This is a genomic window from Phocaeicola sp. ICN-14070, assembly GCF_037892625.1.
Taxonomy (GTDB): Bacteria; Bacteroidota; Bacteroidia; order Bacteroidales; family Bacteroidaceae; genus Phocaeicola; species Phocaeicola plebeius.
Genome location: NZ_JBBKBF010000006.1, coordinates 101,765 through 117,673, shown reverse-complemented (window position 1 = coordinate 117,673; position 15,909 = coordinate 101,765). Strand labels below are relative to the sequence as shown.

Sequence of the window (15,909 nt, the reverse complement as noted above, 5' to 3'; positions counted from 1 at the left end):
GAAACAATCTGTCGGGAGCGGCAGATTACGCTGCATAATGAGTTATGTGTGGAGAACCCGAAAGTGTGGATTGATACGGTTCTGTTTGAACAGGTTCTGGTGAATATTATTAAGAATGCGGCAGAAAGTATCGGGCAGGGAGGGGATATTTTTATTCGTACATCAGTATCTCCGGTCATGCTTGAAATTGCCGATTCCGGAAAAGGTATCAGTAAGGAGGTGGAAACGAAATTGTTCAGTCCGTTCTTTTCGACCAAACCTAACGGGCAAGGTATCGGATTGATTTTCATTCGGGAAGTATTGACCAGACTGGGGTGTACATTCTCTTTGCGGACTTATGCTGATGGTCTGACACGTTTTCGTATTTCATTTCCAGAACGACGTCCGGAGCAAGGGAAGGACACGGATAAATATACATTGTAAACGCTTTCTGAAAAATGGTAGAAGGTTCTGTGGAATAAACTTGTCAGTCACGGCTTTATTGTCTAATTTTGCAGGCTGTAATTCGATTTAACGTAAAGAAACATGTGGTTATTACTGGCTTTTTGCTCAGCGGCGTTGCTGGGCTTTTATGATGTCTTCAAGAAAAAATCATTGGCAAACAATGCGGTTCTTCCGGTACTGGGACTGAATACGCTTTTTTCGAGTCTGATTTTTTTACCGTTTATTTTAGTTTCGTACTTTCATCCGGCGGCGTTGCAGGATACGCTTTTCTACGTGCCTTCAGCAGGTTGGGAGGTACATAAGTTCATTATCCTGAAATCGTTTATCGTGCTTTCTTCGTGGACTTTCGGTTATTTCGGTATGAAACACCTACCTTTGACCATTGTCGGCCCCATCAATGCTACCCGTCCGGTCATGACGTTGGTAGGCGCCTTGCTGATATTTGGTGAACGCCTGAATGTGTACCAGTGGATTGGTGTGCTGATGGCCATCATTTCGTTCTTCATGCTGAGCCGTTCGGGAAAGAAGGAAGGAATCGATTTCAAGCACGACAAATGGATTTGGTTTGTGGTTCTGGCGGCTGTGTTAGGTGCCGTCAGTGGTCTGTACGATAAATACCTGATGGGACGCTTCAACAACATGGTGGTACAGGCGTGGTACAATGTGTACCAGCTTTTCCTGATGGGAGGAGTGCTGATGTTCTTGTGGTGGCCCAAGCGGAAAAGCAGTACACCGTTTCACTGGGACTGGTGCATTATCCTGATTTCCGTATTCTTGTCGGCAGCTGATTTCGTGTATTTCTATGCGCTTGGTATGGACGGGGCCATGATTTCCATTGTGTCTATGGTGCGACGGGGAAGCGTGGTGGTTTCCTTCCTGTTTGGTGCCATGATATTCCGCGAGAAGAACCTGAAGAGCAAGGTGGTCGATTTGATTTTAGTGCTGATTGGTATGTTCTTCCTCTATTTAGGAAATGTATTAGGATAATTACAAGGTCTTTTATTGAACCGACTGGAGATGTGTCAGTACTTCCTTGGCAGTACTCCAGTACTTTCTAAGAAGTACTTTGGTACTTTCACGGCAGTACTTCAGTACTTCCTAAGAAGTACTGGGAAAAGAAGGTTGTACGGATACTTTTGCCTGAAGAAGGCTGGTGTAGAATCTTGATAAGATAAAAAATGCCGGAGCGTACTTTTTTACGTTCCGGCATTTTTTATACCCTGTCTTGAACAAGGCCTTTTTTAGTTTCGCATGTATTTCTTCATACCCTCGGTAGAGTAAGTCTGCAATTTCCCGTCTTTGTCCGAGTAGATAAAATAGGCATCCAGTTCAGGATGGGCACTACAGATGGCCTTGGCTGAATCCAGTCCCAGTACCATGAAGGCAGTGGCGTAGGCATCGGCTGTGGCACAGTCCTTCGCGATGACGGTAGATGAAAGAATATTGTGCTGTACCGGGTATCCCGTACGAGGGTCGATAGTATGTGCATACTTCTTTCCGTCTTTGTAATAGAAGTTACGGTAGTTGCCCGAAGTAGCCATACCGGCATTGGTGATTTCTAACACGGTCTGCAGTTCCTGATTGACAGACAAAGAATCGTCAATAGGTTTGTTCACGCCGATACGCCAGGTTTCCATTTTGCTGTTCTGTCCTTTCAGTACCAGTTCTCCACCAATGTCAATCATGTAATTCTTGATACCTTTGCGGTCGAACAACCGTGCCACACAGTCTACACCAAACCCTTTAGCGATAGAGCTGAAGTCTAGCATCATGCGCGGGTCGGCTTTAACTACTTCTCCTTCTGCATTAAGCTGTACTTTGTCGATGCCTACAAACTGACGCAGGCTGTCGATGGTCAGTGAATCAGGAAACTGGGAGTGCTTGAAGCCGAATCCCCAGGCGTTGACTAACGGAGCCACGGTTACATCGTAAGCCTTTCCGGTTTCGTTGGAGATTTCTTTGGCCATATTGAATACATACACAAACAGGCTGTCGGCGTGCATGTCTGTATTGTGGTTGATGCGGGTAATGACCGATTGCTTGTTGAACGGCGACAAAGAGTTGTCTACTTTCTGCAGTTCTTTCTCAATCTCTTCTTTCAGGTTTTCGGATGATTGGTAAGTAATTTTATAGACCGTACCGAATACCAGTCCCTGGTCGGTCTGGTAAGGAGATTGTTTTCTCAGAATCAGTACCGTTCCTACGATGAGTAGCACAAGAAACGGCAACTGCCATTTTAAGTTGTTTTTGTTCATGATTTTATTGCAAGAATAAATGTTCTACTAATATTTTGATACCAATGCCAATCAGTACTAGTCCTCCGAAGATTTCCACCCGCAGGTGAAAACGCTTGCCGAAGAATACGCCGATGAGGCTTCCTGCTAGTGAGAGTACGAAAGAGGCAATTCCAATACTGGTCAGAGGCATCCAAAGACTTTCCAATTGCTTGAATCCGGCAAAGGCAAACGAGATACCGATGGCCAATGCATCAATACTGGTGGCTACAGCCAATGCCAGTGTCACTTTCAGGCTGGTAGGGTTGAAGGAAGCGGTTTCTTCTTCTTTAAATTGCGCACGTATCATGCGGATACCTAAAAATGCCAATAGGGCAAAGGCAATCCAATGGTCGTAGGCTTCAATCAGATGCTGGAAACGACTGGCACCTAACCATCCCAAGAAGGGCATCAGTGCCTGAAAGAGACCGAAGAAAAAAGCCATTCGTAAAAATGTGCCCCATTGGATACGGTGCAGAATAATTCCGCTGGTTACGGATACGGTGAAACAGTCGATAGCCAGACTGATAGACAATAAAATGGTTTCGATTAAATTCATGTGAATCAGAAGGGTAAGTTGTATATGAGATTATACGTCAAGTTAAAACTGCTCCCGGCATTTTTTCCAAATCCGGGGACATACCATGGAATGGAATTGTCATGACCTTCTACGCTCATTCTCATTTTGTATCTCACACTCCAACCCATGCAGAAACCTTTGTATATTTTCACTTTAAGTCCGAATACGCCTTCCAGCCAGCTGGCACTACTTTTCATTCCGGAATAAGCAAACGGATAAGAGATTTCTCCGCCATAGTTTGGGTCGGTCATGCTAGGGCCGTCTACATCATAACTGAATGAACTCATACCGTAGCGAAGACCCACATACAAATACCCCGGGAGGTGTGTCTTTTTGTAAAACACATTATAATCCATTCCGATACGGAAGTAAGGAGCAGAAGTCTTGTAATGCAAGTTGTTTCCATCATTTATGGCATCTGCCTTTCCGTATCCCACTTCAATGACGGGAAGAAAGCGATTTTTCAAGTTGGCTTGTACGGCAATTTCAGTATTCAGAATGTCGCTGCCTAATAAATAACTTCCCAGTCCGGCAATTTCCACTCCTATGCTCGTTCCCTGATAGAGCGGAACAGGCTCTGTCGGCTCAGCTTTCTTCTTGTCTTCCTTTTTAATCTCTGCGGGAGTTGCTTTATGTACGCCCGGTTTCTGTGCCTGCAAGGGAGAAAGCAAAAGACAGCTACTCGTTAGTATCAGAAATAGTGAAATATATCTTGAAATTCTCTTTCTCATAATTATCTATGTTCGGATTGGTAATGACAAGCGAATCGAGCATACGGGTGGTAGTTTCCGCATTGGTAACTTCATAAAACATCATGGTACCGCAATCCAGGTTGATAAAGTAAGGGATATTGCGGTGAGTAATTGTAAGGATGTCTCGCTGACGGTTGGCATACTGAAGAATAAACCGGGTTTGTTCTCCGTAGCTGAGCGGCAGGCTGAGCGTACTTGTGTTGGTTGACTTATTGATCAGCGTGTCGTAAATTGTCGTATCAGCGGTTTCCAACTGCCCGATGACTGTGAGTGTATCGGTGTACTGCACAGATCGTCCATATTGGTCTACAAATGCAAATTGGGCATACGCTAGTGCATTGGGCGGACAGTTTTCCACTTCACAAGCTGGAAAAAAGGAAACGACTGCCACCAAGAGGATACCTAATACAATCGGTAGTTTTTTCATTATTCAATTTCTTTCTCGATTTGATAGTTGTTTCTTTCAGGAGAATTGCGTGCTATCAGTTCTCCGATAAATCCGGCCAGGAAAAGCTGGGTTCCTAATATCATGGTGGTCAGTGCCAGATAGAAATAGGGACTTTCGGTTACCAGGCGATATGGATTGCCGCAATACATGTCATAGAGTTTGGTGGCACCTACCACAATGACAGCGATAAATCCCAGGATGAACATGATGGAGCCTAAGAAGCCGAAGATGTGCATCGGTTTCACGCCGAAGGTAGACAAGAAACACAAGGTAAGCAAATCCAGGTAGCCGTTGACGAAACGGTTCAGTCCGAACTTGGTCTTTCCATATTTGCGTGCCTGATGATGTACAATCTTTTCTCCGATACGGTTGAAGCCGGCATTTTTAGCCAAGTAGGGAATATAGCGGTGCATTTCGCCGTACACCTCAATGTTTTTCACTACGTCCCGGCGATAGGCTTTCAGTCCGCAGTTGAAGTCGTGCAGATTATGTATTCCCGAAACCGCACGTGCGGTAGCATTGAATAGTTTGGTCGGGATTGTTTTCGACAGCGGGTCATAGCGCTTCTGTTTCCATCCGGAAACCAAGTCATAGCCGTCTTCTGTAATCATGCGGTAAAGTTCCGGAATCTCATCCGGACTGTCCTGTAAGTCAGCATCCATGGTGATGATTACATCTCCCTCTGCTTTCTTGAATCCGCAGAATAAGGCAGGTGATTTTCCATAATTACGGCGGAACTTGATGCCTTTCACTTCTTTTGACTTCCGGCTAAGTTCTTCGATGACCTGCCAGGAGTGGTCTGTACTGCCATCATTTACAAAGATAACTTCGTAAGTAAAATGATGCTCATGCATTACGCGTTCAATCCAAGCATACAGTTCGGGTAAGGACTCCTCTTCATTATATAGAGGTACGACTACAGATATATCCATATTTATATTGCTAAAGCGATTAGTTTTTCTTTTTCATGACTACCAGACCGGTGGGAATAGCTAACAGAATTCCATAGAAGAAGTTCTGCGAAAGCAGCTGAAAGGTCAGTTGTAAAGAACTGAGAGAAGAAATGACATTCAGACTGCCGATAAGTTGTTCTACGGAAATCTTCATATCACCAGTTACTGAATCCTTTATATTTTCCAGTTGGTCCAGATACGTATTCAACAAGTAACCCTGATCAATGAAGCGGAAATACACGTAGTGTGCCAGCGCTGTCAGGATAGAAGCAAAAAGATACATCAGAAAGCAGAAACTGAACGCCTGAGTGAAAGAAAAATTACCTTCATGATACTGGTTGCGGTAGCGGCGTGCATAAATGTAGCCTAACACCGGTACAAAGAGGGTCATCAGGATAAACAGGAGCTGAAGCAACGGGATGGAAAAGCCTATGGGGAGGAAGATGAATTTGAAAATCCAGAACAATCCCATGTAAGTTCCAAACCGCATGGCGTATTCCTGCAAGGTTATCGGTCTTTCTGTTGTCATGATAGTTACGTTTGATAATGGTTACAAAAGTAGTCTTTTTCAGTGAGCTATGGTATATAAAAAGACTGAAAAATCATATTCTTTACCATTTTGGTATATTTTTTTTCATGAAGGTATTGCGTATTCAAAAAAAATGCCTACCTTTGCACCCGCAATCGAGAAACATCGGTAAGATGTCTGTCGAGAACATGTTGAAATACGGGTAAGTCCCATACGGCCAGCTCCCTTCGAATCCTCCAGGGCTTGATCGCAGCAAAGGTAGTTGGTTGTAGCGGCGCGATATGGTAAGCTTACCCACCCGCCTCTTTAGCTCAGTTGGCCAGAGCACGTGATTTGTAATCTCGGGGTCGTTGGTTCGAATCCGACAAGAGGCTCAAGAAAAGACATGATTATCGCCTCTTTAGCTCAGTTGGCCAGAGCACGTGATTTGTAATCTCGGGGTCGTTGGTTCGAATCCGACAAGAGGCTCAGAAAAGTTGGACAGTTTTGTTCAACTTTTTTTGTGTTTATAAATAAGGAAAAAGAAAAGCCGCCGGTGTTGTACGGCGGCTTTTGTACATAGTGTAAAGTCTAGTTAAGCCCTTTGTATGATTTACGTGCGGCTTCTTCCCTTGTTGGAAAAGGGGGATTCTGTAAAGGAGTTATGATGTATAAACAAGCGGAAGGATGAAATTGTTCACTCATTGTATTAAAAAATATGTTTATAGAAAAAGCTTGGCAATGACTTCCCGTTTTTTTCTGTATTTTTGCACCCGAAAATCATAACAACTAAATAACATACATACAGAATGGGTGGTTTTTTCGGAACAGTCTCTAAGGCTGAATGCGTGACCGATTTATTTTACGGTACGGATTATAATTCACATTTAGGAACGAAACGCGCCGGAATGGCGACATACGCCGAAGGCGAGGGTTTCATACGTTCGATTCACAATCTGGAGAGTTCTTATTTTCGCACGAAGTTCGAGAGTGAACTTCCTAAGTTCAAGGGAAAGGCGGGAATTGGTGTCATCAGTGATACGGATCCTCAACCGATGATGATTAATTCTCATTTGGGACGTTTTGCCATTGTAACGGTAGCGAAGATTAACAACATGGATGAACTGGTGCAGGAGTTGTTGAGCAACAATATGCACTTTTCGGAGATGAGCATGGGAAAAACCAACCCTACGGAGCTGGTAGCATTGCTTATTGTACAAGGAAAGGATTTTGTGGATGGCATTGAAAATGTATTCAACAAAATCAAGGGTTCCTGCTCTATGTTGATTCTCACTGAAGATGGTATCATTGTGGCTCGTGACAAATGGGGACGTACACCAATTATCATCGGAAAGAAGGATGGGGCATACGCTGCCACCAGCGAGTCAAGCAGTTTGCCGAACCTGGATTTTGAAATTGACAAATATGTAGGACCGGGTGAAATTCTGCGCATGCGTGCCGACGGTCTTGAACAGCTTCGCAAACCGAACGAGAAGATGCAGATCTGCTCTTTCTTGTGGGTATATTACGGTTTCCCTGTTTCTTGTTATGAAGGTAAGAATGTGGAAGAAGTTCGCTTCATGAGCGGATACAAGATGGGACAGACAGATGAATCTGAAGTGGACTGTGCCTGCGGTATTCCTGATTCGGGGGTAGGTATGGCTTTAGGTTATGCAGAAGGTAAGGGAATTCCTTATCATCGTGCTATAGCCAAGTACACCCCGACTTGGCCCAGAAGTTTTACTCCGAGCAACCAGAGCATGCGTTCGCTGGTAGCCAAGATGAAGTTGATTCCTAACCGTGCCATGCTGCAAGGCAAGCGTCTGTTGTTCTGCGATGATTCTATCGTACGTGGTACTCAGCTTCGTGACAATGTGAACATTCTTTACGATTACGGAGCAAAAGAGGTACACATGCGTATTGCTTGTCCGCCGCTGATTTACGGATGTCCTTTCATTGGCTTTACATCTTCTAAGGGAGATATGGAGTTGATAACCCGTCGTATCATCAAGGAAATTGAGGGTGATGAAAATGCTAAACTCGACAAATACGCTACTACAGATTCTCCGGAATACAAGGAACTGGTAGAACGTATTCGTGCCCGTTTCGGATTGACTTCATTGAAGTTCAATACGCTGGAAACCTTGATTGAAGCTATTGGCTTGCCGAAGTGCAAAGTTTGTACACATTGCTTCGATGGTTCCAGCTGTTTCTGATGAATTTTGCTGAATATAAATATAGAAAGGGAGGTTCAAACGAACCTCCCTTTTTTATGCATAAAAACTCTTTGAAATTCTCTTTGGTGAAGAGGGATGAATGTCGGTGTGCTTTTTTAGAATGCTTCGGTCATGTTGAAATAAAACAGATTCTGCTTGTTGGTGAAATCGCGTCCTAAATCCAGTCGGACATTCATGCGGGGCTGTACTTCTATGCGAAGTCCCAGGCCGGCATTAGGAAGCACTCCTTCTATTTTTCCAGGCGTAGGTCCCATAAATCCGCATCCTCCCCAGGCTACGAAGCCTAGACGATTGATTACTCTTTTAATCCAATTGCTCTGGTCTGTATTGAACATCTGGCGATATTCGGCCAGTGCCACGTGCGAAGATTTATCGCGGTACTGCCCCATGTAATATCCTCGCAAGTCGAAAGGAGTACCGCTCAGTACGTATTTATTCAGCGGAAGATTGTGCCCGAAAGAGTGCTTGCTTTGTACCGTCCATGCCACTACCTTTCGTTTCCCGACGCTCTTGTACTGTCTGTAGTCCAGTTCCAGATGAGAGAAGTTAGAGTAACTGCCTAAAAACTTCTGGTATATCAGTCCTCTTAAGTCGAAGTAGAGACCTTTGTAAGGGTTGGCTGGAACGTCGCGTGTGTCGTAAGTAAGCAGGAAACCTACCCCGGAACTGAAATCCTTGTAGCCGTCGGCGGTACCTCCTGCACGTTTGTAGTCAGGCTGTTCCACCAGATATTTGGCCGGATCCATAATGTGGTCGTAGGTAATGTCAATCTGTGGCCCTGCAAAAAAGTTGCTTTCTCCCAGACGGAAAAGGAACCACGGGTTAATCTGTATGCCGCTGTAGCGATACTGGCTGGTCGTGTCACTGCGTACATAATTCTTATTGGTATTATATCCTACGCCATAGAAGTTTTCCTGGGTATTCTTGAATGTAAACTGTCCGAAAATACGGAAGCGGTCGTTCTTGAAGAAAAGCTGTGGTTTTACCACCAGATTTAGTCCCCCGTTGAACATGAAAGCTACGGAAGCAGGGATAACTGAACGGTGCATGGTGGTATCTTTCGGGTTCATGCGGAATGTCATCAGGGCACTTCCGCCTATCAGCAAGCCAAAATCAGGGGTATAACTCGGTCCTCCCAATATGTTATAATGAAAATTGCGGGCTGCTTTTTTCTGTTTCTTGAGCTCTTTTTCTGTCAATTGATGGTGTGGCAGACTGTCTTGAAGAGATTCTTGTGCATATCCTGCTACGATGAACAGGCAATAGATGCAAATGAGTAAGTATTTTTTCATACGACAAAATTACAAAAAAAGAGTCGAATCTGATTGGGCTTATTTTAAGAGTTTTTGGATTCCCTTGTCTTTTTAACTTAAAAGGCAGACTGGTGTCTGAATTTTCGCCGTAAGTAGGTAAATCATCCTTGCGTTCTGATAAAAAATGGTAAGTCTTTTGGTCATTCTCTGGGTATTTTTTACTTTTACAAAAGTAAGATATTTGTAAACAATAAAGTGATATGACAGTAATTGAACGCTTTTTAAAGTATGTGACTTTTGATACGCAGTCGGACGAATCGACCGGTGTCACTCCGAGTACGCCGAAGCAGATGGTATTTGCGCAATACCTGAAAACGGAGCTGGAGGAACTGGGATTGAAAGATATTTCCTTGGACGAAAACGGGTATTTGTTTGCCACACTTCCTTCGAATGTGGACCATGAGGTTCCGGTGGTAGGCTTTATTGCCCACATGGATACCAGTCCCGATATGAGCGGAGAGAATGTGAAACCGCGTATCGTAGAGAAATACGATGGAAAGGATATTCCTCTGTGTGCGGAGGAGAATATCATTCTGTCTCCTGCTAATTTCCCGGAACTGCTGGATCATGTAGGTGAGGATTTGATTGTGACCGACGGTCATACCTTGTTGGGGGCGGACGATAAAGCCGGAATTGCAGAAATTGTAGGTGCGGTGGCTTATCTGATTGCACATCCGGAAATCAAGCATGGTGATATTCGTATCGGTTTTAATCCGGATGAGGAAATCGGTCTGGGAGCTCACAAGTTTGATGTGGAGAAATTTGGTGCGAAGTGGGCTTATACCATGGACGGAGGAGAAGTTGGCGAACTGGAATTTGAAAATTTCAATGCTGCAGCTGCAAAGATTCGGGTAAAGGGACGCAATGTACACCCAGGATATGCAAAAAACAAGATGATTAACTCTTTGTTGGTGGCCAATGAATATGCTTCTCTATTGCCTGCAAATGAAACGCCGGGTACGACGGAAGGATACGAAGGCTTCTATCATCTGATTGGTATGGAAGGTGAAGTGGAAAATACGGTGCTTTCATATATTGTTCGCGACCATGACCGTGAGAAGTTTGAAGCACGTAAGCAGGCTTTGCTGAACTATGCTGCACAGTTGAACGAGAAGTACGGAGAGGGTACGGTTACCGTAGAGCTGAAAGACCAGTACTATAACATGCGCCAGCAGGTGGAACCGTTGATGTATATCATTGATATAGCTTTTGCAGCAATGCAGGAAGCTGGGGTGACTCCGAAAGTAAAAGCAATTCGTGGAGGTACGGACGGTGCGCAACTTTCATTCAAAGGACTTCCGTGTCCGAATATCTTTGCCGGCGGATTGAATTTCCACGGACGTTATGAGTTTGTTCCTGTACAGTCTATCGAAAAAGCCATGAACGTGGTGGTAAAGATTGCGGAACTTACTGCTAAAAGATACTGCTAATTATACAACGATTGCGGGTTCGCCTTGCCGAGGTCGGACTCGCAACTTATTTATCAACCTTAATATATACCTTATGAAAACAACTCCATTTACCGAGAAACACATTGCACTCGGAGCCAAGATGCATGAGTTTGCGGGTTACAACATGCCAATTGAATATTCAGGAATTATTGATGAACATCTCACAGTCTGCCATTCGGTAGGTGTTTTCGATGTTTCTCACATGGGTGAATTTTGGGTAAAAGGCCCTCATGCACTCGAATTTATTCAGGAAGTGACTTCCAATAACGCTGCTGTGCTTACACCGGGCAAGGTGCAGTACACTTGTTTTCCTAATGAGACCGGAGGGATTGTGGACGACCTGTTGGTGTATGCATACGAACCGGATAAATACATGTTGGTTGTCAATGCCGCTAACATTGAAAAGGACTGGAACTGGTGCATGGCTCATAATCGGGTAGGAGCAGAACTAGAGAATTCTTCCGACCGTATGGCACAGTTGGCCATTCAGGGGCCTAAGGCTTGCGAAACGCTTCAAAAACTGACTTCTGTAGATTTGTCATCCATTCCTTATTATACATTCAAAGTTGGTGAATTTGCTGGAGTACCGAATGTGATTATTTCCAATACCGGATACACCGGAGCCGGGGGCTTTGAATTATATTTTTATCCGGAAGTAGCCATGAAAATCTGGGATGCGATTTTCGAAGCAGGTCAGGAGTTTGGCATCAAGCCGATAGGCTTGGGTGCTCGCGATACACTGCGTCTGGAAATGGGCTTCTGTCTGTACGGGAATGACATTACTGATGAAACCTCTCCGTTGGAAGCTGGATTGGGCTGGATTACCAAATTTGTGGAGGGTAAGAATTTCACCAATCGTGCGGCATTGGAGAAACAAAAAGCAGAAGGTGTCAGCCGGAAATTAGTAGGTTTTGAGATGATTGACCGTGGAATTCCCCGTCATGGCTATGCGTTGCTGAATGAGGCCGGAGAGCCTATCGGTCAGGTTACTTCAGGAACCATGTCTCCTATGCGTAAGATAGGTATCGGTATGGGATACGTGAAGACCGAATACAGTAAGCCGGGTACGGAGATTTATCTGGACAATCGTGGAAGAAAACTGAAAGCGCAGGTAGTGAAACCTCCTTTCCGGAAATAAGCAAGAAAAGGATACGAAAAAAGCCTGTCGAAAGACAGGCTTTTTTCATGAGCGGAAGACGGGGCTCAAACCCGCGACCCTCAGCTTGGAAGGCTAATGCTCTATCAACTGAGCTACTTCCGCAAATTTGCGGTGGGCAAGGATGGATTCGAACCACCGAAGGCGTAAGCCAGCAGATTTACAGTCTGCCCCATTTGGCCACTCTGGTACTTGCCCAACAATATTTTAAAAAGAGCGGAAGACGGGGCTCAAACCCGCGACCCTCAGCTTGGAAGGCTAATGCTCTATCAACTGAGCTACTTCCGCAATTTTTAGTGGGCAAAGATGGATTCGAACCACCGAAGGCGTAAGCCAGCAGATTTACAGTCTGCCCCATTTGGCCACTCTGGTATTTGCCCGTCTGCAATCAAGGTTTAGTGCTTTTCTCAATTGCGATGCAAAGGTACGATTATTTTTTTAACTTGCAAATAAAATCGATCATTTTTATTGCTGTAATTGCACATTCGTCACCTTTATTTCCTAATTTCCCTCCGGCACGGTCTTCTGCCTGCTGCATGTTATTAGTTGTGATGAGGCCGTAAATGACTGGTGTATCGGTAGTTGCATTCAGTTCTGTAATGCCTTGGGTAGCTCCGGCACACACATAGTCAAAATGAGGCGTATCGCCACGTACTACGCAGCCTAATGCAATGACTGCATCTACTTTTCCACTTTTAACAAGTTGTGATGAGCCGAAAGTCAGTTCGAAACTACCCGGAACGTAATATACCAGGATGTTTTCATCCTTTGCTCCGTGTTTTTTCAATGTGTTGACTGCTCCTTCAAGTAAAGCTCCCGTAATGTTATGATTCCATTCAGATACTACGATACCGAAGCGCATCTGTGAGGCATCGGGTACGGAGTTAAAGTCGTAATCTGAAAGATTGTGATAAACTGTAGCCATATTGTTTGTCTTTTTAAGTTTGTATGTTAAAGAAAAAAGCCGGACCGAAAAACCTCGGTCCGGCCTGAATGATACTTATACTAATAGAAGTATGTTTCTTGTGGTTTATTTCAAAGAAGCACGTTCGATGTACTTATCGATATCCATTGCTTGATATGAGTTACCGTATTTATTTTTAACCTGCTTGTAAGCTTCTACGGCTTCTGCATTCTTTCCTTGTTTTTCCAGGATTTGTCCAGCCTGAATCAGGAAAATCGGGCTAATTGACAAGCTGTTGGCACGGTCGGCTGCTTTCAGCAAAGTAGCGGCAGCTTTGTCAAGTTGTCCAGTCTGTGCATAGCAGTTTCCCAGAGCTCCCATTACTGAAGGAGCAACCAGTAAATCATCACCGCTGAATTTATCCAGATATTTGATAGCATCTTCGTATTTGCCTAACTGTGCATAGCAAAGTCCTGCGTATGCGTTTGCCAGGTTTCCTGCATCTGTACCGCTGAATTCGTCTGCCAGTTTCACAAAACCTGCATATCCCAGACTGTCACCTTTCAAGGCAACTTCAAAGTTGTCAGCTCCGAAATACTGTTCACCTTTGAAGATAGCTTCTGAAGCTTTCAGTTCATTCGGTTCAGAAATGAAATGTTTGTATCCGAGGAAACCTCCGACGATAACTACCAGAGCGACTACTGCTCCCAAAAGTGCATTCTTGTTTTTAATTAGGAATGCTTCTGAAGTGCTGAGCGCTTCGTCTACATTCAATGGGTCATTAGTGTGTTTTTGTTCAGTCATTTGATATTTGTTTTTTATTATTTTTCCAATCCACGTATTTGGACAGCAAAAGTAGTTGATTTATGTGTATAAATGAAATTTGCGGGCAGTTTTTTTAATCAATCTTGCTTTTATTGTTAAATTTGTATCCCAAATAGTGATTGTTTTTATGTGGCTTAAACGCATTTCGATATTAAACTATAAGAATCTGGAACAGGCCGAGCTGGCTTTTTCCCGCAAGATGAACTGCATTATCGGAAAGAACGGGATGGGAAAGACCAACCTGATGGATGCTGTGTATTATCTTTCTTTTTGTAAGAGTGCAACTAACCCTATTGATTCTCAGAATATACGGCACGAACAGGACTTCTTTGTGCTGCAAGGTTTTTATGAAACAGAAGACGGTGATCCGGAAGAAGTGTATTGCGGGTTGAAGCGTCGGCAGAAGAAGCAGTTCAAGCGGAATAAGAAAGAGTATACCCGCTTGTCCGACCACATCGGATTGATTCCTTTAGTGATGGTTTCTCCGGCTGATACGTTGCTTATTGCCGGGGGGAGTGAGGAAAGAAGACGATTCATGGACGTGGTGATTTCGCAGTTCGACCGGGAATATCTGGATGCGCTGATTCGCTACAATAAAGCCTTGGTACAGCGTAATACGTTGCTGAAAGCGGAACTGGAGCCCGACGAAGAACTGATGAACGTATGGGAAGAGATGATGGCTTCTACGGGTGAAGTGGTATTTCGTAAACGTCAGCAGTTCATCGATGAGTTTATTCCGATTTTCCAGTCATACTATTCTTATATATCCCAAAACCAGGAGGAGGTAAAGCTTTTTTACCAGTCGCATGCGGCAGAGGGTGATTTGCTTGCCTTGCTGCGTACCAATCGTCAGCGTGACCGGGTGATGGGGTATTCCTTGAAAGGCATTCATAAGGACGATTTGATTATGCAGTTGGGAGAATTCCCCATGAAGCGGGAAGGTTCTCAGGGGCAGAACAAAACCTACTTGATTGCCCTCAAGCTGGCACAGTTTGAATTTTTGAAGCGTACCGGAAGCGGTACGACTCCTTTGATTCTGCTGGATGATATTTTCGACAAACTGGATGCACTTCGTGTAGAGCAGATTGTCAAATTAGTGGCAGGAGATAATTTCGGACAGATTTTTATTACCGATACCAACCGTGACCATCTGGACCGTATCTTGAAAAAGATAGAGGGCGATTACAAACTGTTTGAGGTGGAAAACGGAGAAGTGTCCGAACGAAAGGAGTCTTATGAAGCGGAATAACACTGAACAGATTGGCGATGTGCTCCGGCAGTTTCTCCGCCAGCAAGGGCTGGAGACTCCTTTGAATGAATATCGTCTGGTGGATGCCTGGAAAGATGTGGTGGGACCGGTCATTACCCGTTACACCACGAATCTTTTTATTAAAAACCAGGTACTTTATGTCAGTCTTTCTTCTTCCGTGATTCGTCAGGAACTGATGATGGGACGTGAAATGCTGATTCGTAACCTGAATGCCCAGGTCGGCTCCCAGGTTATTGTGAACATTGTGTTCCGCTGAATACGCAGCCTTGTTCTGTCCATATTTCGTCCATGGGCAGGTCTGTGGCTTCTACGGGAATATGTGGCAGCAGTTGCAATTGAAAGCATACCCCTATGCGATAGGATTGCAGTTTGGTCAAGGCGCGGTCGTAATATCCTTTTCCACGTCCTAACCGGTTGCCTGAGCAGTCGAAGGCCACACCAGGAATAATACTCAGCTCTATTTCATGCAGATTTTCTACCAGGCTACCGGTGGGCTCTTCAATGCCGAAAGCACCGATTTGTAATGAATCTTCCCCTTCATAATATCGGAATTCCAGTTCATCTCCTTTGACAAGTGGAAGCACAATGCGCTTGTATGGATGCCAGCGCTTGATGAACTCGTGAGTCAGTACTTCATCGGGTAGCGAGTGATAGAGCAGGAGAGTGTGTGACTGCAAAAACAATGGATGGTCCTCCAGCTTTTGAAACAAGCTGGAAGACCATTCAGTTTTTTGAGCAACGGAATAATTCCGTTTTTCTTGTGCGATTAACCGTCGCAGTTCCTTTTTATCCATA

At 44.4% G+C, this 15,909-nt stretch carries 17 protein-coding genes and 6 tRNA genes; 9 read left to right on the top strand and 14 right to left on the bottom strand.

Features of this window, described 5'->3' with window-relative positions; all coding sequences use genetic code 11:
- The coding region (locus WKT20_RS03410; protein WP_340416832.1) for an ATP-binding protein at positions 1 to 423 on the top strand (423 nt) is incomplete at its 5' end.
- A 102-nt stretch (positions 424 to 525) separates the two neighbouring features.
- Complete coding sequence (locus tag WKT20_RS03405) at positions 526 to 1,431, top strand: DMT family transporter (protein ID WP_118165845.1); 906 nt, start codon at positions 526 to 528, stop codon at positions 1,429 to 1,431.
- 254 nt (positions 1,432 to 1,685) lie between these two features.
- On the opposite strand, the gene WKT20_RS03400 is transcribed toward WKT20_RS03405, so the two are convergent.
- From WKT20_RS03400 to WKT20_RS03375, 6 genes are read right to left on the bottom strand one after another with little or no spacing between them, the layout of a single operon-like run.
- Complete coding sequence (locus tag WKT20_RS03400; RefSeq protein ID WP_007563090.1) at positions 1,686 to 2,699, bottom strand: FAD:protein FMN transferase; 1,014 nt, start codon at positions 2,697 to 2,699, stop codon at positions 1,686 to 1,688.
- Between the two features lie 4 nt (positions 2,700 to 2,703).
- Positions 2,704 to 3,276, bottom strand: a complete 573-nt coding sequence (locus tag WKT20_RS03395) for a manganese efflux pump MntP (RefSeq protein WP_007563088.1) — start codon at positions 3,274 to 3,276, stop codon at positions 2,704 to 2,706.
- 5 nt (positions 3,277 to 3,281) lie between these two features.
- Positions 3,282 to 4,028, bottom strand: a complete 747-nt coding sequence (locus WKT20_RS03390) for a DUF6048 family protein (RefSeq protein WP_117702466.1) — start codon at positions 4,026 to 4,028, stop codon at positions 3,282 to 3,284.
- Complete coding sequence (locus tag WKT20_RS03385) at positions 3,976 to 4,476, bottom strand: DUF6452 family protein (RefSeq protein WP_007563084.1); 501 nt, start codon at positions 4,474 to 4,476, stop codon at positions 3,976 to 3,978. The genes WKT20_RS03390 and WKT20_RS03385 overlap by 53 nt, the downstream gene beginning before the upstream one ends.
- Positions 4,476 to 5,429 carry a glycosyltransferase family 2 protein gene (locus WKT20_RS03380; protein WP_117702467.1) on the bottom strand — a complete coding sequence of 318 codons (954 nt, stop codon included), beginning with the start codon at positions 5,427 to 5,429 and terminating at the stop codon, positions 4,476 to 4,478. The genes WKT20_RS03385 and WKT20_RS03380 overlap by 1 nt, the downstream gene beginning before the upstream one ends.
- A 19-nt stretch (positions 5,430 to 5,448) precedes the next feature.
- A complete protein-coding gene (locus WKT20_RS03375) occupies positions 5,449 to 5,979 on the bottom strand; it encodes a DUF4199 domain-containing protein (protein WP_117702468.1) in 531 nt (176 codons plus the stop codon).
- 300 nt (positions 5,980 to 6,279) lie between these two features.
- Here WKT20_RS03375 and WKT20_RS03370 point away from each other — a divergent pair.
- The 3 genes from WKT20_RS03370 to WKT20_RS03360 all read left to right on the top strand — a co-directional run bounded on the left by WKT20_RS03370 (position 6,280) and on the right by WKT20_RS03360 (position 8,174).
- Positions 6,280 to 6,353, top strand: a tRNA-Thr gene (locus WKT20_RS03370).
- Between the two features lie 20 nt (positions 6,354 to 6,373).
- Positions 6,374 to 6,447, top strand: a tRNA-Thr gene (locus tag WKT20_RS03365).
- Positions 6,448 to 6,767: 320 nt separating this feature from the next.
- Positions 6,768 to 8,174 carry an amidophosphoribosyltransferase gene (locus WKT20_RS03360; protein WP_007563075.1) on the top strand — a complete coding sequence of 469 codons (1,407 nt, stop codon included), beginning with the start codon at positions 6,768 to 6,770 and terminating at the stop codon, positions 8,172 to 8,174.
- 116 nt (positions 8,175 to 8,290) lie between these two features.
- Here the strand turns inward: WKT20_RS03360 and WKT20_RS03355 are convergent, their stop codons facing one another.
- Entirely contained in the window at positions 8,291 to 9,487 is a 1,197-nt protein-coding gene (locus WKT20_RS03355; protein WP_117702470.1) for a BamA/TamA family outer membrane protein, read from the bottom strand.
- Between the two features lie 221 nt (positions 9,488 to 9,708).
- Here WKT20_RS03355 and pepT point away from each other — a divergent pair, with 221 nt between their 5' ends.
- Positions 9,709 to 10,938, top strand: coding sequence for a peptidase T (pepT, locus tag WKT20_RS03350; RefSeq protein ID WP_117702474.1), 1,230 nt, complete (start codon positions 9,709 to 9,711; stop codon positions 10,936 to 10,938).
- A gap of 73 nt (positions 10,939 to 11,011) precedes the next feature.
- Positions 11,012 to 12,097 (top strand): glycine cleavage system aminomethyltransferase GcvT, encoded by a 1,086-nt coding sequence (gene gcvT / locus WKT20_RS03345; RefSeq protein ID WP_117702475.1) that lies wholly within the window; start codon positions 11,012 to 11,014, stop codon positions 12,095 to 12,097.
- 50 nt (positions 12,098 to 12,147) lie between these two features.
- Here gcvT and WKT20_RS03340 read toward each other — a convergent pair.
- From WKT20_RS03340 to WKT20_RS03315, 6 genes are all read right to left on the bottom strand, one after another.
- Positions 12,148 to 12,220: transfer RNA gene (locus tag WKT20_RS03340), tRNA-Gly, on the bottom strand.
- Positions 12,221 to 12,230: 10 nt separating this feature from the next.
- Positions 12,231 to 12,313 (bottom strand) — tRNA-Tyr (locus tag WKT20_RS03335).
- A gap of 17 nt (positions 12,314 to 12,330) precedes the next feature.
- Positions 12,331 to 12,403 (bottom strand) — tRNA-Gly (locus WKT20_RS03330).
- A gap of 9 nt (positions 12,404 to 12,412) precedes the next feature.
- Positions 12,413 to 12,495: transfer RNA gene (locus WKT20_RS03325), tRNA-Tyr, on the bottom strand.
- Between the two features lie 50 nt (positions 12,496 to 12,545).
- On the bottom strand, positions 12,546 to 13,040 hold the full coding sequence (gene ribH, locus WKT20_RS03320) for a 6,7-dimethyl-8-ribityllumazine synthase (protein ID WP_340416831.1): 495 nt from the start codon (positions 13,038 to 13,040) through the stop codon (positions 12,546 to 12,548).
- Positions 13,041 to 13,145: 105 nt separating this feature from the next.
- The gene (locus WKT20_RS03315; protein WP_340416830.1) at positions 13,146 to 13,823 is read right to left on the bottom strand and encodes a tetratricopeptide repeat protein; all 678 of its coding nucleotides are present in this window, start codon (positions 13,821 to 13,823) and stop codon (positions 13,146 to 13,148) included.
- 148 nt (positions 13,824 to 13,971) lie between these two features.
- Between WKT20_RS03315 and recF the strand changes: the two genes are divergently transcribed.
- Both recF and WKT20_RS03305 read left to right on the top strand, forming a co-directional pair.
- Positions 13,972 to 15,093 carry a DNA replication/repair protein RecF gene (recF, locus tag WKT20_RS03310; RefSeq protein WP_340416829.1) on the top strand — a complete coding sequence of 374 codons (1,122 nt, stop codon included), beginning with the start codon at positions 13,972 to 13,974 and terminating at the stop codon, positions 15,091 to 15,093.
- Positions 15,080 to 15,370 (top strand): DciA family protein, encoded by a 291-nt coding sequence (locus WKT20_RS03305; RefSeq protein ID WP_007561091.1) that lies wholly within the window; start codon positions 15,080 to 15,082, stop codon positions 15,368 to 15,370. Before recF ends, WKT20_RS03305 begins: the two co-directional genes overlap by 14 nt.
- Here the strand turns inward: WKT20_RS03305 and WKT20_RS03300 are convergent.
- The gene (locus tag WKT20_RS03300; RefSeq protein ID WP_270653360.1) at positions 15,345 to 15,908 is read right to left on the bottom strand and encodes a 5-formyltetrahydrofolate cyclo-ligase; all 564 of its coding nucleotides are present in this window, start codon (positions 15,906 to 15,908) and stop codon (positions 15,345 to 15,347) included. The two genes, WKT20_RS03305 and WKT20_RS03300, sit on opposite strands and share 26 nt — an antisense overlap.
- Position 15,909 lies beyond the last annotated feature (1 nt).